The organism is Nonomuraea sp. B19D2 (assembly GCF_040137845.1).
Taxonomy (GTDB): Bacteria; Actinomycetota; Actinomycetes; order Streptosporangiales; family Streptosporangiaceae; genus Nonomuraea.
Genome location: NZ_JBEFAK010000040.1, coordinates 1 through 25,053 on the forward strand (window position 1 = coordinate 1; position 25,053 = coordinate 25,053).

The 25,053-nt window shown below is 70.6% G+C and carries 26 protein-coding genes and 1 pseudogene; 10 read left to right on the plus strand and 17 right to left on the minus strand.

The window, feature by feature from the left end; translation table 11 throughout:
- Positions 1-230, plus strand: a pseudogene (locus ABN273_RS44925) (hypothetical protein); the annotation flags it as partial.
- A gap of 16 nt (positions 231-246) precedes the next feature.
- Here ABN273_RS44925 and ABN273_RS44930 read toward each other — a convergent pair.
- Entirely contained in the window at positions 247-669 is a 423-nt protein-coding gene (locus ABN273_RS44930) for a nitroreductase family deazaflavin-dependent oxidoreductase (RefSeq protein ID WP_349455704.1), read from the minus strand.
- A gap of 143 nt (positions 670-812) precedes the next feature.
- Here ABN273_RS44930 and ABN273_RS44935 point away from each other — a divergent pair, with 143 nt between their 5' ends.
- From ABN273_RS44935 to ABN273_RS44945, 3 genes are all read left to right on the plus strand, one after another.
- Complete coding sequence (locus ABN273_RS44935; protein ID WP_349455705.1) at positions 813-1,427, plus strand: TetR/AcrR family transcriptional regulator; 615 nt, start codon at positions 813-815, stop codon at positions 1,425-1,427.
- Positions 1,428-1,736: 309 nt separating this feature from the next.
- Positions 1,737-2,333, plus strand: a complete 597-nt coding sequence (locus tag ABN273_RS44940; RefSeq protein WP_349455706.1) for a hypothetical protein — start codon at positions 1,737-1,739, stop codon at positions 2,331-2,333.
- Between the two features lie 264 nt (positions 2,334-2,597).
- Positions 2,598-2,906: a helix-turn-helix domain-containing protein gene (locus tag ABN273_RS44945; protein WP_349455707.1), complete on the plus strand. Its 309-nt coding sequence runs from the start codon at positions 2,598-2,600 to the stop codon at positions 2,904-2,906.
- A 282-nt stretch (positions 2,907-3,188) separates the two neighbouring features.
- Here ABN273_RS44945 and ppdK read toward each other — a convergent pair whose 3' ends face one another.
- Positions 3,189-5,822 carry a pyruvate, phosphate dikinase gene (gene ppdK / locus ABN273_RS44950; RefSeq protein ID WP_349455708.1) on the minus strand — a complete coding sequence of 878 codons (2,634 nt, stop codon included), beginning with the start codon at positions 5,820-5,822 and terminating at the stop codon, positions 3,189-3,191.
- A 192-nt stretch (positions 5,823-6,014) separates the two neighbouring features.
- Here ppdK and ABN273_RS44955 point away from each other — a divergent pair, with 192 nt between their 5' ends.
- Positions 6,015-6,374: a hypothetical protein gene (locus tag ABN273_RS44955; protein WP_349455709.1), complete on the plus strand. Its 360-nt coding sequence runs from the start codon at positions 6,015-6,017 to the stop codon at positions 6,372-6,374.
- 9 nt (positions 6,375-6,383) lie between these two features.
- Here ABN273_RS44955 and ABN273_RS44960 read toward each other — a convergent pair whose 3' ends face one another.
- From ABN273_RS44960 to ABN273_RS45015, 12 genes are all read right to left on the minus strand, one after another.
- The gene (locus ABN273_RS44960; RefSeq protein ID WP_349455710.1) at positions 6,384-7,550 is read right to left on the minus strand and encodes a HAMP domain-containing sensor histidine kinase; all 1,167 of its coding nucleotides are present in this window, start codon (positions 7,548-7,550) and stop codon (positions 6,384-6,386) included.
- Complete coding sequence (locus ABN273_RS44965) at positions 7,547-8,212, minus strand: response regulator transcription factor (protein ID WP_349455711.1); 666 nt, start codon at positions 8,210-8,212, stop codon at positions 7,547-7,549. Before ABN273_RS44965 ends, ABN273_RS44960 begins: the two co-directional genes overlap by 4 nt.
- A 23-nt stretch (positions 8,213-8,235) precedes the next feature.
- Positions 8,236-9,093: a S1C family serine protease gene (locus tag ABN273_RS44970; RefSeq protein WP_349455712.1), complete on the minus strand. Its 858-nt coding sequence runs from the start codon at positions 9,091-9,093 to the stop codon at positions 8,236-8,238.
- Positions 9,072-10,016 carry a VWA domain-containing protein gene (locus tag ABN273_RS44975; RefSeq protein ID WP_349455713.1) on the minus strand — a complete coding sequence of 315 codons (945 nt, stop codon included), beginning with the start codon at positions 10,014-10,016 and terminating at the stop codon, positions 9,072-9,074. Before ABN273_RS44975 ends, ABN273_RS44970 begins: the two co-directional genes overlap by 22 nt.
- Positions 10,013-10,954, minus strand: a complete 942-nt coding sequence (locus ABN273_RS44980) for a DUF58 domain-containing protein (protein ID WP_349455714.1) — start codon at positions 10,952-10,954, stop codon at positions 10,013-10,015. Before ABN273_RS44980 ends, ABN273_RS44975 begins: the two co-directional genes overlap by 4 nt.
- Complete coding sequence (locus ABN273_RS44985) at positions 10,951-11,946, minus strand: AAA family ATPase (RefSeq protein WP_349455715.1); 996 nt, start codon at positions 11,944-11,946, stop codon at positions 10,951-10,953. The genes ABN273_RS44980 and ABN273_RS44985 overlap by 4 nt, the downstream gene beginning before the upstream one ends.
- Positions 11,943-12,089: a hypothetical protein gene (locus tag ABN273_RS44990; RefSeq protein WP_349455716.1), complete on the minus strand. Its 147-nt coding sequence runs from the start codon at positions 12,087-12,089 to the stop codon at positions 11,943-11,945. Before ABN273_RS44990 ends, ABN273_RS44985 begins: the two co-directional genes overlap by 4 nt.
- A gap of 118 nt (positions 12,090-12,207) precedes the next feature.
- Positions 12,208-12,996, minus strand: coding sequence for an FHA domain-containing protein (locus tag ABN273_RS44995; RefSeq protein ID WP_349455717.1), 789 nt, complete (start codon positions 12,994-12,996; stop codon positions 12,208-12,210).
- A gap of 89 nt (positions 12,997-13,085) precedes the next feature.
- Positions 13,086-14,951 carry a serine/threonine-protein kinase gene (locus ABN273_RS45000; protein ID WP_349455718.1) on the minus strand — a complete coding sequence of 622 codons (1,866 nt, stop codon included), beginning with the start codon at positions 14,949-14,951 and terminating at the stop codon, positions 13,086-13,088.
- Between the two features lie 152 nt (positions 14,952-15,103).
- Positions 15,104-15,739 carry a response regulator gene (locus tag ABN273_RS45005; RefSeq protein WP_349455719.1) on the minus strand — a complete coding sequence of 212 codons (636 nt, stop codon included), beginning with the start codon at positions 15,737-15,739 and terminating at the stop codon, positions 15,104-15,106.
- The gene (locus ABN273_RS45010) at positions 15,736-16,863 is read right to left on the minus strand and encodes a sensor histidine kinase (protein WP_349455720.1); all 1,128 of its coding nucleotides are present in this window, start codon (positions 16,861-16,863) and stop codon (positions 15,736-15,738) included. The genes ABN273_RS45005 and ABN273_RS45010 overlap by 4 nt, the downstream gene beginning before the upstream one ends.
- 17 nt (positions 16,864-16,880) lie before the next feature.
- A complete protein-coding gene (locus tag ABN273_RS45015) occupies positions 16,881-17,054 on the minus strand; it encodes a hypothetical protein (RefSeq protein WP_349455721.1) in 174 nt (57 codons plus the stop codon).
- A 226-nt stretch (positions 17,055-17,280) separates the two neighbouring features.
- Here ABN273_RS45015 and ABN273_RS45020 point away from each other — a divergent pair, with 226 nt between their 5' ends.
- Together ABN273_RS45020 and ABN273_RS45025 are read left to right on the plus strand one after the other, a co-directional pair.
- A complete protein-coding gene (locus ABN273_RS45020) occupies positions 17,281-18,138 on the plus strand; it encodes a protein-L-isoaspartate O-methyltransferase family protein (protein ID WP_349455722.1) in 858 nt (285 codons plus the stop codon).
- 41 nt (positions 18,139-18,179) lie between these two features.
- Positions 18,180-18,710: a GNAT family N-acetyltransferase gene (locus tag ABN273_RS45025; RefSeq protein ID WP_349455723.1), complete on the plus strand. Its 531-nt coding sequence runs from the start codon at positions 18,180-18,182 to the stop codon at positions 18,708-18,710.
- 18 nt (positions 18,711-18,728) lie between these two features.
- Here the strand turns inward: ABN273_RS45025 and ABN273_RS45030 are convergent, their stop codons facing one another.
- Positions 18,729-19,196, minus strand: a complete 468-nt coding sequence (locus ABN273_RS45030) for a DUF6194 family protein (RefSeq protein WP_349455724.1) — start codon at positions 19,194-19,196, stop codon at positions 18,729-18,731.
- Positions 19,197-19,302: 106 nt separating this feature from the next.
- Here ABN273_RS45030 and ABN273_RS45035 point away from each other — a divergent pair, with 106 nt between their 5' ends.
- On the plus strand, positions 19,303-20,034 hold the full coding sequence (locus ABN273_RS45035; protein ID WP_349455725.1) for a phosphotransferase: 732 nt from the start codon (positions 19,303-19,305) through the stop codon (positions 20,032-20,034).
- Here ABN273_RS45035 and ABN273_RS45040 read toward each other — a convergent pair.
- Positions 20,031-21,566: a M48 family metallopeptidase gene (locus tag ABN273_RS45040; protein ID WP_349455726.1), complete on the minus strand. Its 1,536-nt coding sequence runs from the start codon at positions 21,564-21,566 to the stop codon at positions 20,031-20,033. The two genes, ABN273_RS45035 and ABN273_RS45040, sit on opposite strands and share 4 nt — an antisense overlap.
- Positions 21,567-21,646: 80 nt before the next feature.
- Here ABN273_RS45040 and ABN273_RS45045 point away from each other — a divergent pair, with 80 nt between their 5' ends.
- The gene (locus ABN273_RS45045) at positions 21,647-22,867 is read left to right on the plus strand and encodes a deoxyguanosinetriphosphate triphosphohydrolase (protein WP_349455727.1); all 1,221 of its coding nucleotides are present in this window, start codon (positions 21,647-21,649) and stop codon (positions 22,865-22,867) included.
- Between the two features lie 67 nt (positions 22,868-22,934).
- On the plus strand, positions 22,935-24,098 hold the full coding sequence (locus tag ABN273_RS45050; RefSeq protein ID WP_349455728.1) for an NAD(P)/FAD-dependent oxidoreductase: 1,164 nt from the start codon (positions 22,935-22,937) through the stop codon (positions 24,096-24,098).
- On the opposite strand, the gene ABN273_RS45055 is transcribed toward ABN273_RS45050, so the two are convergent.
- Positions 24,061-24,969: a M23 family metallopeptidase gene (locus ABN273_RS45055; RefSeq protein WP_349455729.1), complete on the minus strand. Its 909-nt coding sequence runs from the start codon at positions 24,967-24,969 to the stop codon at positions 24,061-24,063. The genes ABN273_RS45050 and ABN273_RS45055 overlap by 38 nt on opposite strands.
- Positions 24,970-25,053: the final 84 nt, after the last annotated feature.

Here is a 25,053-nt window from a genome sequence, read left to right on the forward strand (position 1 = left end):
ACCGGGTCGCCCGCGTGCTGTCCGCCTGGGCGGTGACGACCAAGGCCTCGACCGCGATCCTGACGGCCCTCTGGGGCGTGCTGGGTGGCCTGCTCGGCCCGCGCACGGCCATCGGCTTGGCGGGCGTGCTCCTGCTGGCGACCCCGCTGCTGCTTCCCCGCCGCCCGCCCGCCGAATCGGCGAGCTCGATGCCGCGACCGCCCGCTTGCGCTCGTGCACCACGAGGGTGACCTAGGACGTCGACCGTCAGCCTGCGACCAGGTCCATACGGAGGAACTCGGTGATGCGGAGCAACGTCGGCGGGCGTGCCACCTCATCAGAGAGAGCCAGGAACGCCTCGTCTTCCCCGACGAGGCGTGGGGCGGCGAGCTCCACCTCCCTCCCGTCGACCCGGAGCCGCGCACCGTCGGCTGCCAGGACGTTCTGCACCCAGTCCGAACGCGATCCATACACCAGAACGAACAGGTAGCCGCCGTCGACACGATGCGCATCGAGAGGCGTGCGGTACGTCACGCCAGAGATGCGACCGACGTGAGTCAGCACCGGCCACTTCCCGCCCGCGATCGCACGAGGATTGAATACCCGCTTGTTCACGTGTCCCCACCACCTTGGCATCGGCATCGGGATCTCCTTCTCTCGCCCCGGCGGGGCGCGTCGTAGGTCAGACATTCGCCGAGCTCCCAGCTGATGCCAACCGGGAGACTTACGTCTGTAAGGTGGCTTACGCCTGTAAGGCTGGCTTACGCTAGTAAGGTTGTCAAGCGCCTGGAGCCGTCGTGTCACCACCACCGCAACCCCTAAGCAGAGGTCTCGTGCTGGAAGCCGCGGTCCGGGTCGCGGACCGCGGCGGCGTGGAAGCGATCACGATGCGACGGGTGGCGCAGGAACTGGGCGTGGAGGCGATGTCGCTCTACCACCACGTACCAAACAAGGACGCGATCCTCGACGGCGTGGTCGACGTGGTGTTCGCGGCGATCAAGCTACCCAGTGCCGGATGCGATGATTGGCGCGACGCGATCCGCGCACGCGCCTCCTCCGCGCGTGCGGTCCTGTCGCAGCACAGCTGGGCTCTCGGCCTCATGGACTCCCGCCGCAACCCGGGGCCGGCGACGCTACGCCACCACGACGCCGTCCTCGGTGTCCTCCGGGAGGCGGGATTCACGCTGCCGATGGCCGCGCACGCTGTCTCGCTCATCGACAGCTACATCGCCGGGTTCGTCCTCCAGGAGGCGAGCCTGCCGGTGACGACGCCGGACGATGTCGAGGAAGTGGCCGGCAGCATCCTCGAGCATCTGCCGGTGGACGAGTTGCCGTACCTCAGAGAGATGATCGTGGATCACGCCCTGCGGCCGGGCTACGACCACACGAGCGAGTTCGGCTACGGCCTGGACCTGATTCTGGATGCGCTCGAAGCTCGCCGGAGGTAGAGCCCCGATACCGCTATGTGAGGCGCGCCAGGCCCTCCCCGGAAACGCTCGCAGCGGTGGACTGGGTGGCGCGTTCAGATCCACCCGCAGCGTCTGATCGATCGGCGGTCTGAAACGATCCAGCCGGGACGGCTGAGGCGGCAGCGGCTTGCGCGGCTCGGCCAGATCGAGGCCAAAGCCTTCTCCGCGGTGCAAAAGCCCATGCCGTGCATCTGGGCGGCCCGGATGGACAGCTCAGCGCGAGAGTCACGGCGGATCGCCGCACGCCTGCCCCGTCTCGTTCCTGGCAGTTTCAGCGACAATCATCATGTGATCGATCACTACCGCAATCTCTTCAACCAGCAGCAGTGGTTTGAGGACGGGCTCTGCTGGACCGTAGTGCAGCCCCTCGACGAAGGGATCACAGTGGGGGATCTCCTGTGGCGGCTGAACGGAGGACGTGATCCCGAGGAACGCACCATGGCGTATCCCACGGAGGAGGCCCACATCGAGGACTTGCCCGTGCTCTTCGTCTATGAGGGGGAAGGAGCCTGGGGTTTCCTCGAGTTCTCCTACGGTTTCGCCACGCCGGACCACATCCTCACAGAACTCAGCAAGGAGTCACGCGTGTGGATGACGACCTGGCACTTCAACGGGGGATACACAATGCTCTACGCGGCGGACGGCAAGATCAGGTCGCGGATGCGCGACTTCATCTTCGCCGAGCACACCATCCAGGAGGGTGAGCCGAGCGTCCTGGCCGATTTCCGCGCCATGCTCGACAGCCTCGACCCGGAGGATTACCGCGGCAAGCGCAGCGCGGCGTTTGCCTTCATCGAGGCGTCCACCGGCATGGGCCTTGAAGCCGAATGGCTGGATGCGGAAGTGGCACCCGTCATCATCCTTGACAAGTGGAATGAGGCCTGAATCGCAGCGGTCCGACTTTTAGGGCTGCTGACCGTCAAACCCGCGCTTCCGGTGGGGCCCGGCTCTGAGATGATCGTCGCGCCGCCTGGCGCCCTGCGGGGTAACGTACTGGTGTACTGCGAACAGGACGATCGTGTTGCTCACGGTTTTCCGCAAGACCAAGCAACATGATCAAAGGCAGATTGAACGCGCGGTTCGAGCGCAGAAGATCTGTGAGCGCGATCATTGGGGTCCGATAACCAAGATCTTCGAAAGGCACGTGTAATGTCCGGGTACCACACTCGCTGGGTACGCCCTGCCGAGCAGGTCGAAGATCCCGAACGGATCGCCATTCGCGAGGCGCTGGCGTTCGGAAAGGCCCTGTACGATCGGCGCGTCGCTCTCGGGCTTAGCGCGGCTGAAGTCGCCGAGCGAGCGGGCATGACCGAGGACGAGATCGAGTGCATTGAGGAAGGCGGGACCGCGCCAACCGTTGCGCTGCTGCGTCACTTGGCCGCCGCTCTGGATGCCGACGTCCGCCTCACCGCTGGCCATGATCTCGGATCGGTCTGGTTCGAAGCCCACGCCGCCTAGCATGGCGATCTCTATCGCCAAACAGGAAGGACGCTCAGTCCCAACGGGCCCGCGCCTATCCCTCCCGATTCGACTGCCACTGGTGGTGTCCTATGCGGTCTCTTTGCCTTTGAGCTGTGGCTTCACGGCATACGGCCCACCCGTGCGGAACGCCGCTCCACGGCCGGGGGAGCGCGAGGGGGCAGGCAGGCCCCCTCGCCCGGGGATCGGGGCGGAGCCCCCCGAGTCCCCCGGGGAGCCTCTCGGCGCCCCGGGAGCCCATGGGGCTCGGGGAGTTCTGGGTCAGCGGGTGTCGGAGTCGGTCTCGGTCAGGGCGGCGCGGCCGGCCTCCAGGCGGGCGACCGGGATGCGGAAGGGTGAGCAGGAGACGTAGTCCAGGCCGACCTCGTGGCAGAAGTGCACCGAGTCCGGGTCTCCGCCGTGCTCCCCGCAGATACCCAGGTGCAGGTCCGGCCGGGCCGACCTGCCCTCCTCCACCGCGATCCTGATCAGGCGGCCCACGCCCTCTCTGTCCAGGGTCTCGAACGGGGAGACGCCGAAGATGCCCAGATCCAGGTAGCGCGAGAAGAACGCCGACTCCACGTCGTCCCGGGAGAAGCCCCACGCCATCTGGGTGAGGTCGTTGGTGCCGAACGAGAAGAACTCCGCCGCCTCCGCTATCTGGGCCGCCGTCAGGGCTGCCCGCGGGACCTCGATCATGGTGCCGATCAGAGCTGCCACGCCGGTCTCCGCGAGGATCTTCTCCGCCTCCTCGCGTACCGACTCCAGCTCCTGTACGGCCGCCACCAGCGGGATCATGATCTCCGGGCGGGCGCCGGGCACCTCCTTGGCCGCCTGGGCGATCGCCCTCACCTGCATCGCGAACAGGCCCGGGATCACCAGGCCCAGGCGCACGCCCCTGAGGCCCAGCATCGGGTTCTGCTCGTGGAGGCGCTTCACCGCGGCCAGGAGCCGGCGGTCCTTGTCGGTGGCCGCGTCCGTGGCGACCTTGACCGAGAGGTCCACGATGTCGGGGAGGAATTCATGGAGGGGCGGGTCGATGAGGCGGATCGTGACGGGAGCGCCGTCCATCGCCTGAAATATCTGGACGAAGTCGGCCTTCTGGAGCGGCTCCAGCGCGTCCAGCGCCGTCTGGCGCTCCTCGTCCGTCGAGGCCAGGACCAGGTCCTCCACCAGCTGCCTGCGCTCGCCCAGGAACATGTGCTCAGTGCGGCACAGCCCGATGCCCTCCGCGCCGAAGCGGCGGGCGCGGGCCGCGTCCTCCGGGGTGTCGGCGTTCGCCCGCACACCCAGCCGCCGCATCGAGTCCGCGTGGCGCATGATCCGGTCCACGGCCTTGACCAGCTCGTCCTCCGGCGGCGCGCCCTCGAAGTACTCGACCACCGCCGAGTCCACGACCGGCACCTCACCGAGGAAGATCTCCCCGGAGGTCCCGTCGATGGAGATGACGTCGCCCTCGGACACGGCCACCCCGCCGGGCGCGGTGAAGCGGCGCTCGCGGGTGGAGACCTCCAGCTCCTCCGCCCCGCACACGCACGTCTTGCCCATCCCCCTGGCCACCACGGCGGCGTGGGAGGTCTTGCCGCCACGGCTGGTCAGGATGCCCTTGGCGGCGATCATGCCGGCCAGGTCGTCGGGGTTGGTCTCGCGGCGGACCAGGATGACGTCCTCGCCCTGCGCCGACAGCTCCACCGCCCGCTCGGACGAGAAGACGGCCTTGCCCACGGCGGCGCCGGGGGAGGCGTTCATGCCCTTGGCGATCTTCTTCTTGTCGGCGCCGCCGTCGAAGCGGGGGAACATGAGCTGGGCCAGCTGATGCCCGGTGACCCGGGTGACGGCCTCCTCGAGCGTGATCAGGCCCTGGTCGACGAGCTGCGTGGCGATGCAGAACGCGGCCGCCGCCGTGCGCTTGCCGACCCGCGTCTGCAGCATCCAGAGCTTGCCGCGCTCGATCGTGAACTCGATGTCGCACAAGTCCTTGTAGTGGTTCTCGAGGGTCTCCATGATCCCGAGCAGCTCGTCGTACGAGCTCTTGTCGAGGCGCTCGAGCTCCTCCAGCGGGATCGTGTTGCGGATGCCGGCCACCACGTCCTCGCCCTGGGCGTTCTGCAGGTAGTCGCCGTAGATGCCCTGCCTGCCGGTGCCCGGGTCGCGGGTGAAGGCGACGCCGGTGCCGGAGTCGTTGCCGACGTTGCCGAAGACCATGGCCACGATGTTGACGGCGGTGCCGAGGTCGGCGGGGATGCGTTCCTGGCGGCGGTAGAGGATGGCCCGGGGAGCGTTCCACGAGTCGAAGACCGCCATGACGGCCAGGCGCATCTGCTCGCGCGGGTCGGTGGGGAAGTCCTTGCCGGTCTGCTCGCGCACGATGCCCTTGAACGTCTCCACGAGCCGCTGCAGCTCGCCCGCGTCGAGGTCGGTGTCCTGGCGCCTGCCCTTCAGCTCGTCGAGCGCGTGCTCGAACAGCTCGCCGTCGATCCCGAGCACCGTCTTGCCGAACATCTGGATGAGCCTGCGGTACGAGTCCCACGCGAAGCGGTCGTTGCCGCCCGCCTGCTTGGCCAGGCCGCGCACCGACTCGTCGTTGAGCCCGATGTTGAGGACGGTCTCCATCATGCCCGGCATGGAGAACTTCGCCCCGGACCGCACGCTCACGAGCAGCGGGTCGTCGGCCTGCCCGAGCCGCCGGCCCATCCGCTTCTCGAGCGCCTCGAGGTGCTCGGTGACCTCGTGATCCAGGCCGTCCGGTACGACGCCCGCCGCCAGGTAGTGGCGGCAGGCGTCGGTGGTGATCGTGAATCCGGGGGGAACGGGCAGCCCGAGGTTGGTCATTTCGGCAAGATTCGCACCCTTGCCGCCGAGAAGATCCTTGAGATTCCTGTTGCCCTCGGTGAAGTCGTAAACGTACTTGGCCACCACACGCTCCAATCAACGCCTCTGCCCGGACTCTACCGGCGAAATTGATGATGAAACTGCACTCCTCGGATAAGTTGTCGTTTGTGCAGGTAAACGGCCTGGGAGAGGTCTAATCCAATTATAGTTCTGGAAGTGGCAAAATTGGATTAGACCAATTGGTTTACACCAATTCTTGAGAAAAGCGGATGGCGGGTGCAGAATCAGATCACCCCCTCAGGAGGCGCCCATGGCCACTCCTACCAAGCCCAAGCGGCGCCCCCGCTTGGCCGCCGGCTGTTCCTCAGCCACTGGACGTTCCTGCTGGGCGAGCTGGCGCTCTACTCGTTCGCGCTGCTGGTGCTCACGGGCACGTTCCGCACGCTGTTCTACAAGCCCCAGCCCGGCCTGGCCTTCGCCTCCACTGTGGAGATCAGCCTCGACGTGCGGGGCGGGCTGCTGATGCGGCAGCTCCACCACTGGTCGGCCACGGTGTTCGTGCTGGCGATCGTGGCCGGGCTGCCGGTGCCGGCGTTCCTCGTCGCCCGTGCCGTCTGCCGCAGACGCGCCGGCTGAACCGCGCCCTCACAGGGGGTTGGTCTCGGGCGGCGAGCCGGGCACGCCGTCCCGCGGCGGCAGCCAGAGCACGAACGTGGCCCCCTCGCCCAGGCGCGAGAACACCGCCACCCGGCCCCCGTGCGACTCCACGATCTGGCGCACGATGGCCAGGCCGAGGCCCGTGTGGCGGTCGCGGCGGCTGGACTCGCCGCGCCAGAAGCGGTCGAACACCCGCGCCTGGTCGGCCGCCTCGATCCCGGGGCCGTCGTCGCCGACCGCCGCCCACAACCAGCCCTCCGACCTGCCTGCCGCGACCCGGATCGTGCCGCCGGGCGGCGAGAGGCGTACGGCGTTGGAGAGCAGATTGGCCACGGAGCGGCGCAGCGCGTCGGCGTCGCCGGTCATCTCCAGGCCCGGCCCCAGAGCACGGGTGATCGTCAGGTCGCGGGCGGCGGCCGGGGTCGCGTACTCCTCGCACGCCTCACGCACCACCCTGGCCAGGTCGAGGTCGGCGTCGGCGAACGCGCCGCCCTGCCGCCTGGCGCTGGCCAGCAGGTCCTCGACGAGCCTGGTCATGCGGGTGGTCGCGCGGTCCACGATGGCCACGGCCCTGGCCCGCTCCTCGTCGCTGGCCTCGGGGGCGGCGAGCACGGCGTCCACGTTCGCCCGGATGATCGTCAGCGGGCTGCGCAGCTCGTGCGAGGCGTCGTCGATGAGCTGCCGCTGCGCGCTGAACGCCTCCTCCAGCCGGTCCAGCATGGTGTCGACGGTGTCGGCCAGGTCCTTGAGCTCGTCGCGCGGGCCGTTCAGCTTGATGCGCCGCTTGAGGTCGGTGGCCTGGATCTCCTCCGTCGTACGTGTGATCGACCTCACTGGGCGCAGCACGCGGCCCGCGAGCACCCAGCCGATGCCCAGGCTGGCCACGTAGAGGCCGGCCAGCGTGATCAACGAGTAGTCGCGCAGCGTCGCCATCGTCCGGACGTTGACCGCGTTCTCGACCTCCTCGGCGAAGACCACCTCGCGTTTGCCGAGGTACGTGGTGCCGCTGTAGGTCTTGGCGTACTCCGTGGTGATCGGGCGCTGCTCGGTGGTCTTCGAGACGGCGAAGTAGATGCCGCCGAGCACGAGCGCGGCCAGGACGAAGAGCAGGCCCGAGTAGAGCACCGTGAGCCGGAAGCGGATGGTGTGGATCACGTCGGCTCCTTGAGCCGGTAACCCCGGCTGATCACGGTCTCGATCAGGCCCTCCTCCTGGAGCTTGCGGCGCAGGTTGCCGACCGTGACGCGTACGGTGCTGGTGAACGGGTCGGCGTGCTCGTCCCAGACGTGCTCGAGCAGCTCCTCGGAGGAGACCACGTGGCCGGGGCGGCGCATGAGGTAGTGCAGCACGCCGTACTCCTTGGGGGTGAGCGCCAGTGACCTGCCGTGCAGCGACACCTCCAGCCTGGCCGTGTCGATCCGCAGCCCGCCCACCTCGAGCACGGACGTGCCGCTGCCGGAGTCCCTGCGCAGCAGCGCCCGCACCCTCGCCAGCAGCTCGGGGAACGCGAACGGCTTGACCAGGTAGTCGTCGGCCCCCTCGTCGAGCCCGCGCACCCGGTCGTCCAGCCGGTCGCGGGCGGTCACCATGATGATCCGCACGCCCTGCCCGGCGGCCCGCACGCTGCGGCACAGCTGGAAGCCGTCCCCGCCGGGCAGGTTCAGGTCGAGCAGAACCAAGTCGTACGCGTTGACCTGCAACTTCTCGTGCGCGGAAGGCGCGTCGAACGCGACGTCCACCGCGTACCCCGCGCGAACGAGGCCCACGCGCAACGCGTCGACCAGGTCCTCCTCGTCCTCCACCACAAGCAGTCGCATGCCCTGCACCCTAATTTGGGACCCTAGTTCCGGATGATTCGTTCCGCGATCGGCGCGGCCCTGTCGATGGGGATGGCGAAGCCGATGCCGATGTTGCCGCCGCCCCGGCCCGCCGCGATCGCGGTGTTCACCCCCACGACCTCGCCCCGGGCATTGACCAGCGGGCCGCCCGAGTTGCCGGGATTGATGGACGCGTCCGTCTGCACGGCCGTACGCCTCGACCCGCCCAGGCGCACCTCCCGGTCCAGGGCGCTGACGATGCCGGCGGTGACCGTGCCCGACAGGCCGAGCGGCGAGCCGATCGCCAGCACCTGGTCGCCGACGGCCAGGTCGCCGGACCTGCCGAGGGTGGCGGGGGTCAGCTCCCCAGGGTAGTCGACCTCCAGCACGGCCAGATCCTCGCCGTCGTCCTCGCCGATCACGCGGGCGCTGATCCTGCGCCCGTCGTTCAGCACCACGGTCACCTGGCCGTTGCCGCTGATGACGTGCGCGTTGGTGAGGATGTGGCCGCGGCCGTCCACCACGAACCCCGAGCCGCTCCCGCGGTCCGTCTCCACCGAGACCACGCTGGGCAGCACGCGGGCCGCCGTCGCGCTGAGCCCGGTGAGGCCCGCCGGCGGCGCGGGCGCCACCTGGGGCAGGGCGGTGGCGGGGGCCGGCCCTTCGTGGAGCCGTGCCGCCGCCACGCCCGCGGCCGCCCCGGTGAGCGCCGCGACGAGCGCGGCGGTCACCAGCAGGCGTGCCTTCGGTGCTTTCCGCGGCGCATGTACGGTCCTCGGCTGCACGGCCTGCGCGGCCGGGTCAGTGGCGCCGAGCGGCGGCGTGACGAACTCGGGGCCGCGCGGGCTGCCCAGGCCCCTCATGGCAGCCTCGAGAACCACAACATCGACGTCACCGCCGCGATCAGCGCGAAGACCAGCCCCGCCGCCACGAACCACTGCCATACCTCCTGCCGCTCGGTCCGGTACCCGACCGACGTGCCGATGTCCTCGTAGACCGCCTGCAGTTCGTCGCCGCTGGCCGCCTCGTAGAAGCCGCCTCCTGCCGTCTCGGCCAGGCCGCGCAGCGCCGGGCCGTCCACCGGCACCGGCACCTCGCGCCCGGAGATGTCGATCGTGCCGTCCGGCGTGCCGTACGCGATGGTCGTGACCGGGACGCCGCGGGCGGACGCCTGCCTGGCCGCGTCGTTCACCGTGCGGCCCGTGGTGCTGGAGCCGTCGGAGAGCAGCACGATGTGCGCGGGCGGCGCCTCCTCCTGCGTGTCGAGCGCGGCGATGGCCTCCAGCGAGGAGTAGACGGCCTCGCCGATGGCGGTGCCCGAGGCGGTGCTGAGCCGGTCGAGCGCGCTCAGCACCGCCTGCCGGTCGGTGGTGGGCGGCACGGCCACGGACGCCGTCGAGGAGAACGACACCAGGCCCAGGTTGAACCGCTCCGGCAGGCCCGCCACGAACTGCCTGGCCGCCTGCTTGGCCGCCTCGAAGCGGTTGGGCTGGACGTCGGTGGCGCCCATGGACGCGGACACGTCGAACGCCACCATGATCGTCGCCCGCTCCCTCGGCACCTGAACCTCGGCCGTCGGCCTGGCGAAGCCGATCACGAGCAGCGCGAACATCAGCAGCAGCGCCGCCGCGGGAACGTGCCTGCGCCAGCCCGGCCGCCTTGGCGCGACCTTGTCGAGCAGGTCGAGGTTGGTGAACCTGACGGCGTACGCGGTTCTGCTCCGCAATGCCATGACCACGTACGTGACGGCGAGCAGGGCCACGGGGACGAGCAGCAGCAACCACAGGGGCGCGATCAGCGTCACGCCGCATCACCTCCTCCCCCGGGGGGGCGGACCGGGCCGGCCAGGGCGGCCAGGCGGCGCTGTCTCATGACGTGCTGGACCAGGTCGCGTACCCAGTCCCGGTCCGTACGCAGCCGCAGGTGGGTGACCCCGGCCCGGCGCAGCGCCTGCCCGATCGTCGCGCGCTGCCCGGCGGCCGCCTCCGCGTACCTGCGGCGCAGTCGCGCGCTCCCTGTGGCGACCTCGCGCCGCCGCCCCGTCTCGGGGTCGACCAGCGTCAGGATCCCCACGTCGGGCAGCGTCAGCTCACGTGGGTCGACCACCTCCACGGCCAGCACCTGGTGCCTGGCGGTGAGCTTGCGTAGCGGCAGCTCCCAGGTCTCGGGCGGGTCGAGGAAGTCCGACACGACCACGACCAGGCCGCGGCGCCGTACCACCCGGCCGAGCTGCTCGGCCGCCACGCCCAGCAGCGGCTCCGCCACCCCCGGCGGGGTGCGGGGCAGCGCGAACGCCGCCTGCAGCAGCGCCATCAGGTGCGGCCGGCCCGTCCTGGCGGGCAGCGTCCTGACGCCGCCGCCGTGCAGCAGGTGGACGCCGATCCTGTTGCCGGTGCGCTGTGTGAGGAAACCGGCCGCCGCCAGCGCGGACAGGGCCAGCTCCCGCTTCTCCATCGCCGCGGTGCCGAAGTCCATGCTGGCGGTGGCGTCGAGCAGCGCCCAGATCTCCAGCTCCCGGTCGGCGACCAGGTCCCGGACGTGCGGCTCGTTGGTGCGGGCCGTGACGTTCCAGTCCATCCGCCGCACGTCGTCGCCCACCTGGTACGGCCTGGTCTCCGCCGGTTCGCTCCCGGGACCCGGGACCAGTCCCAGGTGTTCCCCCTGCAACAGTCCATCCAGTCTCCTGGTGATCGTCAGCTCCAGCCTGCGCAGCGCGGGCTCGGCGATCAGGTACGGCCTCATGCCACGGCCTCGTTCTGCGGTGCTTGCTGCTGGGGAGCGATGGCGGGCAGCGGCACGGCCGCCAGCACCCTGTCCACGATCTGCCTGGGCGCCACCCCGTCGGCCAGCGCGTCGAAGGAGAGCACCAGCCGGTGCGCCATGACGTCGTGCGCCAGGTCCCGTACGTCCTCCGGCAGCACGTAGTCGCGCCCCCGCATGAGCGCCAGCGCCCGGCCGGCCGCCAGCAGGCCGAGCGTCGCCCTCGGGCTCGCGCCGAACGCCAGCAGCCGCCGCACGTCCGCCACCCCGAACCGCTCCGGGTCGCGGGTGGCGTACACGAGGCGGACCGCGTACTCGGCGACCGAGTGGTGCACGAACACCTGCTCGGCCCGCCGCTGGAGCGCGACGACCTGAGCGGGGTCCAGAACGGCCCGGGGCGCGGGCGGGTCCACGCTCATGCGGTAGACGATCGCCAGCTCCTCCGATTCGCTGGGATAGTCCACGTCGATCTTCATGAGGAAGCGGTCGCGCTGCGCCTCGGGCAGGTGGTAGACGCCTTCGGACTCGATCGGGTTCTGCGTGGCCAGCGCCAGGAACGGCCTCGGCACGTCATGCGAGACGCCGCCGATGCTGACCTGCCGCTCGGCCATGATCTCCAGCAGCGCCGACTGCACCTTCGCCGGCGCCCTGTTGATCTCGTCGGCGAGCAGCAAGTTGACCATGACGGGGCCGAGCTCGATGTCGAAGCTCTCGGTCGACGGCCGGTAGATCCTGGTGCCGACGATGTCGGACGGCACCAGGTCGGGCGTGAACTGGATGCGGGCGAACGTACCGCCGACCACGGTGGCCATGGTCTCGGCGGCCAGCGTCTTGGCGATGCCCGGCACGCCTTCCAACAGGCAGTGGCCCTTGGCGAGCACCGCCACGAGCAGCCGCTCTACCATGTGATCCTGGCCGACGATCACCCGCTTGACCTCGAACAACGCGCGTTCGAGCAGTGCGGGTTCCGTCATGGCTGCACGACCTTGTGCTCGCAGTCGTCCACGACCACCCGCAGCTCCAGCGCGGTCGGCTCGGGATCGGCGAACGCGGCGCTGCCTGTCATGAGCACGGCGCCCGCGGCCAGCAGCACAAGAGCGAAACGTGATGTACGCATTGGTCCCCTCGTCCCATCGGGTCGGCCTTCTTAGCGGCCTGGGACGCATGTCATCAAGGGACCGCGAAAACCCGCGTAACTCCCGCCTTTACACGATTTTTCGGTCTCACCCCTCTGGCTAGTCGGCCTCCCCTGCATCGGTGATCTTGGACTCCAGGAGGTCCAGGTCCGGGGGGACGAGGGTCGTCGACTCCACCAGGCCTCTGAGGAGGTTGTGCAGGAGGTTGTTGTCGTAGGGGCGGCCTTCCGCCTTGTCGTGGCGCAGCGGATACGGGAACCCGGCGGCGTGGAGACGGTAGCGGACGGACTCGACCCGGTCCTCGATGAGGTTCGCCCGCCAGTCGTCCTCCGGGCGGAGGTAGGCCAGCCGGGCCGCCGCCTGCTTGTAGGTCAGCGGCCGAGGGGCCTCCTCGTACAGCAGGTAGCGTTCGCCCAGGACCACCAGAAGCAGCCGCTCTGTCTCGTTGATCTCCCAGATCTTGGGCGGGATGGTCTCGGCCTCGTGCCGGTCTGTCTGGGTGTCGCCGTAGGGGCCGGTGACGAAGAGCTCCACCAGGTGCTGCCGGTAGCCCGAGCCCCTGATGAACAGCGGGGTGTAGCCCGCCGCCAGCGGGATGGGGTCTGATGACTGGTGCATCAGCTGGCCGTGTGGCAGGCGCATGAGCTGCTGGCCCAGGTTGCGCAGCCACCAATAGTTGTCCTCGTACTTCACCTCGGCGTGCAGGCGGCTCACCGACTGGTCGTCGCCCCCCACCGTCAGGTCGACGTTCGGCCGCTTTTCCCGGCCGAAGCGGACTTGGCGGCCTGGCTGTGGCCGGACCCTGATGCCCCCGGTGATGGTGCGGGCGTGGAGTGTGCCGGGAACGGCCGCCTCCACTCCGTGCGCGAGGCTGTTGGCGACGCTCATCTACTCGCCTCCTTCGTGCTAGTCGTACGCGCGCCCTCGTATGGTGCCCCAACCTCTCCGGGACCCTCCCCGGCCCGCTCGGCGAAGGGTCACGGGCCGCGTAGCCGGGTGGTGGCGGAGCGGGCGAGGCCGGTGGCCATCTGGCACTTCTGGCGCATGGGACGCGAGCCCTCGACCACGACGCGCACCGTCTCGACCGCCGTGCGCCCGTCCTGGTCGGTGTACGCGCGATACACCACCTGGACCAGGCAGGACCATTCGTTGTCCTCCTTCGGCTGCACGAAGGCGCGGTAGCCGTTGAGCATGGTCACCGTTCCGTCGTCCTCCGCGTTCGGCCGCTGGCCGCGGTCGAACCTCAGTCGCACGTACGTCTTGCTGGTGGTGCTGCGCCACGAGCACTCCCAGTGGCCGAACTCGATGCCCGGGTCGGTGGCGTCGATTCCCGGGACGACTTCCAGGGCCTTCGCGGAGAGCAGGGTGCACGCGTCCTTGTGCGCCAGCGAGTTCGCCGGAAGGGGCGGGGAGCGGCGGGCGAGCGGGCCCTGGCTGAGCACCTTCGCGGCGACGGCGGTGGCGGCGTCGCCGATCTCGCACAGGTCGGCTTTGCCGGGCTCTTCCCATTCCGTGTCGACGTACACGACGGTGTCGGCCACGCCGGGCAGCACGATGGTGCGATCGCAGCTCCGGCTCTCCGCCGGGTGCTCGACGACCGAGACCTTGCCGACGGTCTTGAGCTTGGCGAGTTCGGGCGGCTCCTCGCGGGCGAAGGCCGCCTGGACGTCCACCACGCCGCCACCGGGCGGGAACAGGATGACGTCGCACCGCTCGAAGTTGCCGTAGTCGATGTCGAGCTCCGTCCTGCCGAACCGGCCGAGCGCGGTGGGGCTGAGCAACGCGCAGGGATCGGCCGTACGGGGATCGCCGATCACGGGGGACGCCGGCGATGCCGACGCCTGGGAGGAGCCGGGCGTGGACGCGCTGAGGCGCTCGTCGACCGGCTGGTCTCTCAGCGTGGACAGCACGATGGGGACGGCGACGGCCGCTGACGCCGCTCCCGCCATGACGAGCGCCAAGGGCCACCTCCTCCGCAGGAAAGCCAGTGCCCGCCACCGGGCGCCGGCGGCTCCGGCCGGGATGGCTTCGGCTCGCGGCGGGACGGCCTCGCCGGCGGGGGACAGGCCGGCGATCTCCGCCAGCCGCGCCTGGACCTGCCCGATCCCCGGCCGCTCCCGGGGATCGCGCCGCAGCATCTCCCGCAGCAGCCCGTCCAGCGGCCCCACGTCCGCCGTCAGCTCGACCTCCGCCCAGGCGGCCTCCCACGCCGTGACGTCCGCATCCGACTCCCCGTCCGCGGCCCCCCGGCCCGGCGGACGGCCGGCGACCAGTGCGTAGAGGGTGGCCCCAAGGGAGAACACGTCCGACTTCGGATCCGGCTGCCCCAGGACGATCTCGGGAGCGGCGTAGGCGACGGTGTAGCTGATGGCGCCGTTGACCGTCAGCGTGTCCCGGTCCCCGACCCGGTACGCGGCGCCGAAGTCGGCCAGCTTCACGTCGCCGTCGCCGGTGTCGACGATGTTGGCCGGCTTCACGTCGAGGTGCACGATGCCCTTGGCGTGCAGGGCGGCCAGCGCGCCGGCGATCTGCGTCCCGACGTGTGCCGCCTGCCGCGGCGACATGTCGAGCCGGTCGGCCAGGCTCCCGTGGGCCACGTGCTCCATCACGAGCCAGTCGCCCTCGGTGCCGTAGAGAGTGACGACGTGCGGGTGGTTGAACGAGGCGAGGGCGCGTGCCTCGGCGAGCAACCGGCTGGACTCGGCGCCGTCGGCCAGCAGGCGCTTGAGGACCACCTTCCGGTTCAGCGGGAGCTCGAGGGCGAGCCAGACCTCGGTCGTGGTGCTGCTGACCAGGCACTTGACCAACTGGTAACGCCCACCGACCGTCGTGCCCTGGCGCACCGCGCTTCCCCCTCACCGGTCAACGGAACACCGCGCGCTCCGAATCTACTGCGTGAGGAAGGAAATACACAGAGTTTTGATTACAGTTTTGACGCCTTCCTCCACACCTGCTCGGCCGGGGAGTCAACACGGCCTGGACCGGTCCCGGGCGGTCAGAGGCCGTGTTCGCCGGCGTAGCGGGCGGCCTCGACGCGGTTGCGGACGTTGATCTTGGCGAACGCGTTGTTGATGTGCGTCTTCACCGTGGCCTCGCCGATGAACAGGGTGCGGGCGATCTCCTGGTTGCTCAGGCCGTGGGCGATCAGGCCGAGCACCTCGGCCTCGCGGCCCGTCAGCCCGTCGGGCAGTACGGCGGGACGGCGCGTGGGCAGCCCGTCCAGGGCGGACACCAGGCGGTCGGACACCTTGGCGTCGAAGGTGGACTGGCCCGCGGCGGCCGAGCGGAGCGCCGCCGCTATCTCGGCCCGCCCGGCGTCCTTGGTGAGGTAGCCGCGGGCGCCCGCCTTCAGCGCCTGGACGATGGACTCGTCGTCGGTGTACGTGGTCAGGACGACGACCGCCGTGCCGGGGTGCTCCCGCGTGATCCTGCGGGTGGCCTCGACCCCGTCCAGCACGGGCATGCGCAGGTCCATCAGGACGACGTCCGCGTGGTGGGCGGCGAGCAGGTCGAGCGCCTGGCGGCCGTCCGCCGCGGTGCCCACCACCTCCACGTCGTCGAGCAACCCGAGCAGGGCCGCCAGCCCTTCGCGGATCAACTGCTGGTCGTCCACCACGGCCACCGCGATCATGCCGGCACCTCCGCCGTCACCAGCCACTGCTCCCCGTCCGGCCCGCAGGTGAGCGTGCCGCCCGCCAGCGCCAGGCGCTCGCGCATCCCGGTCAGGCCGAACCCGGGGCTCTCGGCGGGGCCGCCGGCCAGCGGGTTGGTGACGCGTAGCCGTACCCGGTCATCGGTGAAAGCCAGCGTCAGCGAGACGGGCGCGCCGGGCGCGTGTTTGGCCGCGTTCGTGAGCGCCTCTCTCGCGGTCGCCAGCAGCGAGACGGTCGCGGCCGACGACAGGGAACGAGGCGGGCCGCTCCGCTCGAAGCGTACGGGGGAGCGGTGGTCGCTCACATGAGCCTCCGCGAGCCCGGTGAGGGCGTCGGTCAGGGTGGGGACGTCCTGGCGCAGCGCCGCGACCGCGTTGCGGGCCTCGGTCAGCCCGTCGCCGGCCAGCCTGCGGGCACGGGCGATCGTGGCCAGCGCGTCGGGGACGTCGCGGCGCTCCTCGAGCACGGCCTGCGCCAGCTCCAGCTGGACGCCCAGCGCGCCGAGCGAATGGGCGAGCACGTCGTGGATCTCGCGGGCGATCCGGGTGCGCTCGTCCAGCGCCGCCGCGCGCGCCTGCTCGGCCAGCGTGCGGCGGGTCTGCTCGAGCAGCAGCTCCGCCTGCCGCGCCTGCACGACGTGCTGGCGATGGTTGATCCCGATGAACGCCACCGCCAGCAGCAGCGCCGCGTGGCCGAACGTGTCGGACGCGGAGTCGCGGCCGAAGAGCCAGCCCAGCGCGATGGCGGCCATGCTCGTCGCCATGATCGCGGTCACGGACGGCGCCGTCAGCGCGGCGAACCGGCCGAGGAAGATCGCGGCCAGGATGATCGCGGAGCTGTCGGCGGCCGGTCCGAGAGCCGCCGCCGACCCCAGCGCGGCCGCCGCCAGGCACACCGCCGCGGGCATCGGGCGCCGCGGGTCGAGCGCCACGAAGGCCAGCCAGCAGGCGGTCGCGACCCCGTACAGGGCCCAGACCAGCGGCGCCCCCTCCCGCGCGGTGAGCAGGGTGGCGACCACGATGACCGTGCCGAACACCTGCACGACCAGCCAGCCGGGCGCGATGGTGTCGGGCAGCGACCACCTTCCCCCAGTCTCGGACATGTGCTTATTTCAGCAGATCAACGCATGCGGGTGATGAGCTCGACGACCATCAGCCGGTACGCGATGAACCCGGCCACCACGATGACCCCGAGCACCACCGCCGCGATCCAACCCTTGCCGCCCATCTTTCCTCCTTGAACCGATTCCATGGCCTTGCCGAGCATGAGCTTGAGCAGGTCGTTTTCCTTCATGTCATGGCACGTTAGGGATCGGGCCGGGTGGAGCGGGACCACTGGACGGTGGAGACAGGGGTGGAGACGCCGTATGAGCCGGCGGCTGAGCCGCCGCTCAGTTCCATGGAAACCCTTGCCGCATCCGGATCGTAGTCGTACCGTCACGGATAGCGTTTTCACGGGTGCGGAGGTGAGCTGTGGGCTGGCACGACTACGGGCATCCTCTCGGGAACGGAGAGACGTGATGTTGCCGCACCTCGCATGGCGGCTGGACGCCATGATCGCGGCCATCACCGAGCACCGCCCACCCCTCACCCGCCCGATCGAGCAGGCGTTGCGGGCGGTTCCCCGCCACTGGTTCGTGCCACCCGCGGGCGAGTCCCTCGAGCGCGACGGGCGTCGCGTGCCGATCGACCGGGACACCGACCCGCCGGCCTGGTGGGACGCCGTCTACGCGGGCCGGCCGATCCTGGCCGGCAACGGGTGCTCGTGCCCCGCGCCCGGCGCGGTCGCCGACCTGCTCGAGCTGTTCGGGCCCGTGCCCGGGCAGCGGATCCTGGAGGTGGGCACGGGCACGGGGTGGACCGCCGCGCTGCTCGGCCGCCTGGTCGGCCAGCTGGGGAGCGTGACCTCGGTCGAGGCGGACGCCGCCGTGGCCGAGCAGGCCGCCAAGAACCTGGCGGCCGCCGGCGCCCTGCCGCACCTGGTCGTGGGGGACGGCGCGGCGGGCTGCGCCGAGCGGGCTCCGTATGACGGGGTGCATGTGACGTACGCCGTGCGCACCGTGCCGTACGCCTGGATCGCGCAGGCCCGACCCGGGGCGGTGATCGTCTGCGGGTTCGGCGACGATCACGCCCTGCGGCTGGTGGCGGGGCCGGACGGCACGGCGAGCGGCCGGTTCGCGCGGCTCACGACGATGTGCACCCGGCAGGACGACCCGCCGGGCGCGGCCCTGGCCGTGGACGTCCTCGGAGAGCGGCGTGCGGCCCACCTGACGTGGACGAAGTGGGGCGAGCCGGAGCGGGAGCGGTTCGGCTTGACGGTCACGCCCGAGGGGCAGTGGATCTGGCTGGACAGCCCCGAGCACGTGATCGGGGAGTAATTCGTTTGCCAGGAGGAGGAGCCGATGAGCAGGATGCGGGGATGCGCATCGAGTTCGCGAGATTCTCCCTCGACGACACCGACCTGCTCGTCGACTTCCTGACCCGGCAGGACTGGCCCTTCCACGCGGGCACCCAGGACCCCGAGGCCGTCAAGAGCCGCGCCGCCGACGGCCTTTACGACAACGAGGAGACCAGGACGTTCTGGGTGCTCGCCGACGGGCAGCGCGCCGGCCTGATCAGGCTGCAGGACCTCGCCGACGACACACCCCTGTTCGACCTGCGGATCGGGCAGGAGTGCCGGGGCCGGGGCCTCGGCACGAAGGCGGTCACCTGGCTGACCGGCCACCTGTTCACCGAGCTGCCGCACATCAACCGGATCGAGGGCACGACCCGCCAGGACAACCACGCGATGCGAGCGGTCTTCCGCAAGAGCGGGTACGCCAAGGAGGCGCACTACCGCGAGTCGTGGCCAGGCCAGGACGGCAGGCCCCATGACGCCGTCGGCTACGCGATCCTCCGCCGCGACTGGCTCTCCGGCACGGTCACACCCCCGGACTGGCACGACGACTGACGCCTCACGGCAGTCGCGTCATGAGGCCCTGAGGGGGCGGTGGTGGGCCACGGCGCGGGCGCGGGCCTCGGTCAGGAGGGGGCGGGCCTGCTCGCCCGGGTTCAGGATCGCGATCCAGCCCTGACGCGCGTACACGGGGTGCGGGATGACGCGGTCCTCGACCGTGTAGTCGGTGCCGGCGTGGTGCTCGGCGTGCTCCTTCGGCGGGTAGCCGACGAGCCGCTGGAACTCGCCGCTCCCGACGGCGATGTTCAGCCGGAACACGCCCGGCCTGTTCAGGTCGGAGGCGGTGTCGTAGCCGTCGTAGTCCTTGGTGACGATGGTCGCGAACGGCTGACGGGGTCGGGCCTCCAGAGTGCCCTCCGGGTCGTAGTAGAAGAACGTGTCTCCCCAGGCGATCTCCGGCGCTCCGCTGTCCTCGGTGATGGTCATGGCCACGACTCCGGGGTAGCCGGACACGAATGCAATGATCTCGTTCTCGGTCATACCTTCGAGTGTTTCATTGAACCACCCTGTGAGACTTTCCGTTGTGTTCGGGCGGTAGGCCGCACGAAAGCTTCAAAGCGCGGATGCGTCTGGCAGGCTGGGGGCCATGTCCGAGACACACCTTCCCGGGGGTTTCGTCAACACCGTCGTCCGCGTCGGCGACACCGTCCGGCGCATGCCCGGGCAGCGGGCCGCGTACGTGCACGAGCTGCTGCGCCACTTCGAGCGGCGCGGGTGGGCGGGCGCGCCCCGGTTCCTGGGCCTCGACGAGCAGGGCCGCGAGATCCTGAGCTTCATGGACGGCCACGTGGCCTGGGCGGACGCCCAGCCGGACGGCGTCGCCTCGGACGAGAGCCTGGCCCGCGCCGCCGAGCTGGTGCGGGAGTGCCACGACCTGACCGCCGGCACGCCGCTGGCCGGCGAGGAGGAGGTCGTCTGCCACAACGACCTGTCGCCGAAGAACACCGTCTACCGGGGCGAGCGGCTGCGGCCGGTCGCGTTCATCGACTGGGACCTCGCCGGGCCGGGCCGGCGCATCCACGACGTGGCACACGTCTGCTGGCAGTACGCGGGCCTGGGCCCCGCGGTCGAGGACCCGGCCGGCGCGGCCCGGCGGGTGCGGCTGATCTGCGACGCCTACGGGCTACAGGAGCGCGGCGAGGTGGTCGAGGCGGTCCTGTGGTGGCAGGACCGGTGCCGGCGCGGCATCGAGGCCGACGCGGCGGCCGGGATGCCGCACGCGATCAGGCTGCGCGCGGGCGGCGTGGTGGCGCAGGTGCGCGCCTGCCACGAGTGGGTCGCCGAGCACCGCGCCGAGTTCGAGCGGGCGCTGCGCTAGGTGTTCTGTCCCGTGGAGATCGGAGCCCCGGGGGAGGCGGGCGAGGCGGGGGAGGGGTCCTCGACGGGGACGTAGTCGGCGCGCATGCCGTGGTCGCCCAGCCACTGCCGGAGGCCGGGCACGGCTGCCGGGTCGGCCGCCACCTGTGCGGCGTACTCCGACAGCGCCACCTCCTCGCCGTCGTCGTACAGCAGCCGCGCCGGCCCCGACCACGACAGGGTCCACTTGGCCTGCCCGAGCTGGATCAGCACCGCCTCCAGCGCCTGCCCCAGCACCCCTGCCAGCAGGGTGTCCGACGGGCTCCAGCCCAGCTCGCGCAGGGCGGCCTCGAGCTCCGCCTGCCGTCCCCGCGCGATCGCCTCGAAGGCGGCGTCCAGGTACGGCCGCGCGGCCCCCATCACCCGCTGCCCGGCCACCGCCAGGTCGCGCAGGGCCTCGGCGTTGCGGCCCGCGTACATGCCGTGCGACACCAGCTCCTCCCACGGCACCGGCCGCAGCCCCGTCAGCGCCTCCGGCGTCCACATGGACTGCTCCACCGCCTGCACCGCCACGTTCGCGTCGCGCAGCAGCGTCAGCGCGGAGCGGGGATCCGGCACGTGCGGCGGCTCCGGCAGGTGCTCGATGGCGGCCAGGCGCTCGGCCAGGCTGGGATGGGAGTCGTACGGCGAGACCTCCTCCGGCTCCTCGCCCAGCTTGGCGATCTCGGACTGCCGGTCGGGGTCGCTCATGAGCGCGTGGAAGCCCCCGAACACCGAGGCCGGCCTGGTGCCGCCCGCGCCGGTCAGCGACAGGTAGTCGTTGACGTACAGGTCCCAGCCCGTCGCGGTGGCGTGGATCTTGCGTAGGGCGCCCGCCATGGCCTGCCGGCCGCTGATCGCGACCGCGAACTGGTCCGCCTCCAGCTCCTGCTTGCGCGAGACGGCCTGCGAGACCCGGAAGTAGAGCTTGGCGTACCAGGTGAACAGGCGCTGGATGAACGGGTGGTTGCCCAGCCCCTGGATGGTGGCGAGGAGCGAGACCCGCCCCCGGTAGACCGGCGCGCCGAGGCGCGTGTGGGCGCCGCTGTAGTGGCCCAGCTCGTGCCCGAGCACCGCGCGCATCTCGTCCACCGTGAGCGTCTGCAGCAGCGGCAGGCCGATGAACATCCGCCGCCGCGTCGCCCTCATGCCCAGCCAGCGCGTGTCCTCGGAGACGGCCGCGTTCACCTCCGCCACCAGCCGGATCTCGTCCGGCGGAGCCGTGCGCACGCGCTGCGCGAGCTCCTCGACCGTCTGCCACAGCATCGGCTCGTGCTCGCGGCTGACCGCCAACCCTGGCTGCTCGCCCCCCTGGCGGCGGCTCACCATGAACAGCGCCCGGACGAGCGCGCCCGCGGCCAGGGTGAGGACGATCGCGACCTTGAGGGTGTTGGCGTGGAAGTCCACGAGGAGCAGGACGTCGAAGAAGATGGCCGCCGCCAGGATGAGGCCGACCAGAACGTAGAAGCCGGCGAGCAGGGTGAAGGCCAGTACTGCTCGGAACGCTGTCGTCATGGAGGAGGGCTCCCGGGGAATGGGTTCTGGCGAGGCTCGACATTAGCGGAGTCCGGAAACTGGATAAAATCATCGAAGCAATGCCGTACTACGACCAGCACGACCAAGAGCGTTGGATTCCGGAACCTCCCGGCAATCCTGAGCGCTCCGCGTTCGAGCGTGATCGGGCACGGGTGCTGCACAGTGCCGCGCTCCGCAGGCTGGCCGCGAAAACGCAGGTCGTGGGCCCTGGCGAGACGCTCGGCGGCGGTCAGCACATCCCGCGCACCAGGCTCACGCACTCCCTCGAATGCGGCCAGGTCGGCAGGGAGATGGGCGCCACGCTCGGCGTCGATCCCGACCTGGTGGAGACCGCCTGTCTGGCGCACGACCTGGGGCACCCGCCGTTCGGGCACAACGGGGAGGTGGCGCTCAACGCGCTGGCGGCCTCGTGTGGCGGCTTCGAGGGCAACGCGCAGAGCCTGCGCCTGCTGACCAGGCTGGAGGCCAAGGTGCTCACCGAGGACGGCCGCAGCGCCGGGCTCAACCTGACGCGGGCAGCCCTCGACGCTTCCATCAAATATCCCTGGACATCCGTCAAATCCCCAAAATTCGGTGTCTATGACGATGATCTGCCCGTGTTCCGGTGGATCAGGGACGGCGCGCCGGAAGGGCGGGTGAGCTTCGAAGCCCAGATCATGGACTGGGCCGACGACGTCGCCTACTCCGTGCACGACCTCGAGGACGCCCTCCACTCCGGCCACGTCACGCCCGAGGCGCTCCGGTCGCCCGTCGAGCGCACGCAGGTGTGCGAGACCACCCGGACCTGGTACGCCCCGTACGCCGACCTCAACGAGCTGGAAGAGACCTTCGCCAGGCTGATCACCGACCCGCTCTGGCCGCGCCGCTTCGAGGCCACGCTCGCCGACCTGGCCGGCCTCAAGTCCCTCACGAGCGGGCTCATCGGCCGCTTCTGCCGCTCCGCCCAGACGGCCACCAAGGAGGTGTACGGCTCCCGCCACCGCGCCGACCTCGTCGTCCCCCATGCCACCCGGCTGGAGTGCGCCCTGCTCAAAGGCGTGACCGCCCACTACGTCATGACCACCAGGGACCACAACGTCAACCAGGCCAGGCAGCGCGAGCTCATCAGCGAACTGGCCGCCCAGATCACGCTGGGCGCGCCGGGCACGCTGGAGCCCGCCTTCCGGCCCGCGTACCTGGAAGCGCCCGACGACGCGGCCCGCGTCCGCGTGGTGATCGACCAGATCGCCTCACTCACCGACACCTCGGCGGTGGCCTGGCACCGTAGGCTCTCCCGCTGACCAAGCTTTATCCATGAGCCTGGCCACCAGCCTTTTCCCATGACCCCAGTCGGCGGATACTGCGCCCATGGCCACATTTGTGATCGTCGGCGCCGGACTCGCGGGAGCCAAGGCCGCGGAGACACTGCGCGAGGAAGGCTTCGACGGCGAGATCGTGCTGATCGGCGCCGAGCCCGAACGGCCCTACGAGCGACCGCCCCTGTCCAAGGAGTACCTCCAGGGCAAGAGTGAACAAGAGAAGATCTTCGTCCACGCCCCTGAGTGGTACGCGGACAACGGCGTCGATCTGCGGCTCGGCACCCGCGTCACACGCATCGAGCCCGAGCACCACCTGGTCAGGCTCGACGGTGGGGTGCGCCAGCCGTACGACAAACTGCTCATCGCGACCGGCGCCACCCCGAGACGCCTGCCTGGGCCCGCTCACTACCTGCGTACCGTCCAGGACAGCGAGGCGCTGAAGGAGCGCTTCGCCACCGCCGGCAGCGTGCTCATCGTCGGCGCGTCCTGGATCGGGCTGGAGACCGCGGCGGCCGCCCGCGCGGCGGGCTGCGAGGTCACCGTCGTCGAGCCGGAGCCCACCGCGCTCAACCGCACGCTCGGTAACGAGCTCGGCGACCTGTTCGCCCGCCTGCACGCCGGCAAGGGCGTGGACCTGCGCTTCGGCACCGCCGCCGCCGAGATCACCGACACCGGCGTGCGGCTCAGCTCGGGCGAGCGGCTCGCCGCCGACTTCGTCGTGGTCGGCATCGGCGCCGTGCCCGAGATCGGGCTCGCCCGCGAGGCCGGGCTCGACGTCGGCCAGGGCATACTCACCGACGCGGCCCTGCGCACCTCGCACCCCGACGTGTTCGCCGCCGGCGACGTGGCCGAGCCCTTCCACCCCCGCTACGGGCGCCGCCTGCGCGTCGAGCACTGGGCCAACGCCCTGCACGGCGGCCCGGCGGCCGCCAGATCCATGCTCGGCCAGGACGTGGTCTACGACCGGATCCCGTACTTCTACACCGACCAGTACGAGCTGAGCATGGAGTTCTCCGGCGACATCGAGGGCTACGACGAGATCGTCTACCGCGGCGAGCCCGAGAGCCTGGAGTTCATCGCGTACTGGCTGCGCGGCGGCCGGGTGATCGCCGGCATGAACGTCAACACCTGGGACGTCGTGGCCGAGATCCAGGAGCTCATCAGGTCAGGCGTCATCATTGACCAAAAGGAGCTATCGACGGGGTCACGGTGACCGTGCCGTCGTCGCGCTTCGGGCCCTGCGTCTTCCCGGCCTGCGGGGCCTTCTTCGACGCGCACTGCACGGCGCAGCGCGGCGTCTCGCCCAGCTTGCCGCGCAGCGCCAGCGTCTCCTCCCTGGGCGAGTACGTGCGGTTGCCGGACTGCCAGGCGTCGAGGTAGTCCCACGGCTTGACCATGCCCCTGCGCACCCACCAGAAGGCCGGGCCCGTCTTCCACGAGATCGCGAAGTAGAGATTGGCCCCGGTGTCGCGGGCGTTGCCCGACTTGCCCACCCGCCCGAGCAGCTGGCCCGCCTTGACGCGGACGCCCGGCTTGATGCCCTCGGCGACCGAGTCGAGGTGGCCGCCGAGGTAACGCACGCCGTCGTCACCGATGATCGTGACGAACCGGCCCTCGCGGTCGGCCCCCGCATCCGTGGTCGGGCGCCACTTGTTCTGGATGTTCACCTCGTCCACGACGCCGCCGATCGGCGCCACGAACGCGCACCCCTGCTGGGCCCAGATCGTCGTCTTGGGCAGCACGAGCAGCTTGCGCTGATAGGTCGTCTTGCAGCCCTTGACCGGGAACGTGTACTCGTACTTCGACAACTTCGGCGGCGGCACCCTGACCGGGTCGTCACCCTTGGGCGGCTGCTCGGCCGCCTGGTGCTCCGCGGTCTGGCTGGGGGTCGCGGAGGCCGCCGGGCTCGTCGAGGCCGCGGCCGGGGCGGCGGAGGGCGGGGCGGTGGCGGGCGACTGGGCGCTGACCCCGGCCAGCCCGGTGGCCTGGGAGCAGGCAGCCGTCAGCAGCACGGCGCCCGTGACGGCCGCCCATCGTCCGAGATGCCCCGATCGCATGATCTCCACCCGTGTCACCGTTTCCACCGACAACCTTTACCTTTGTAGCCGACGAGAGAGCCTCGCAGAGCCGCTTTCCCCCTATCGCGACCCACAGGTAATGCCCACCTA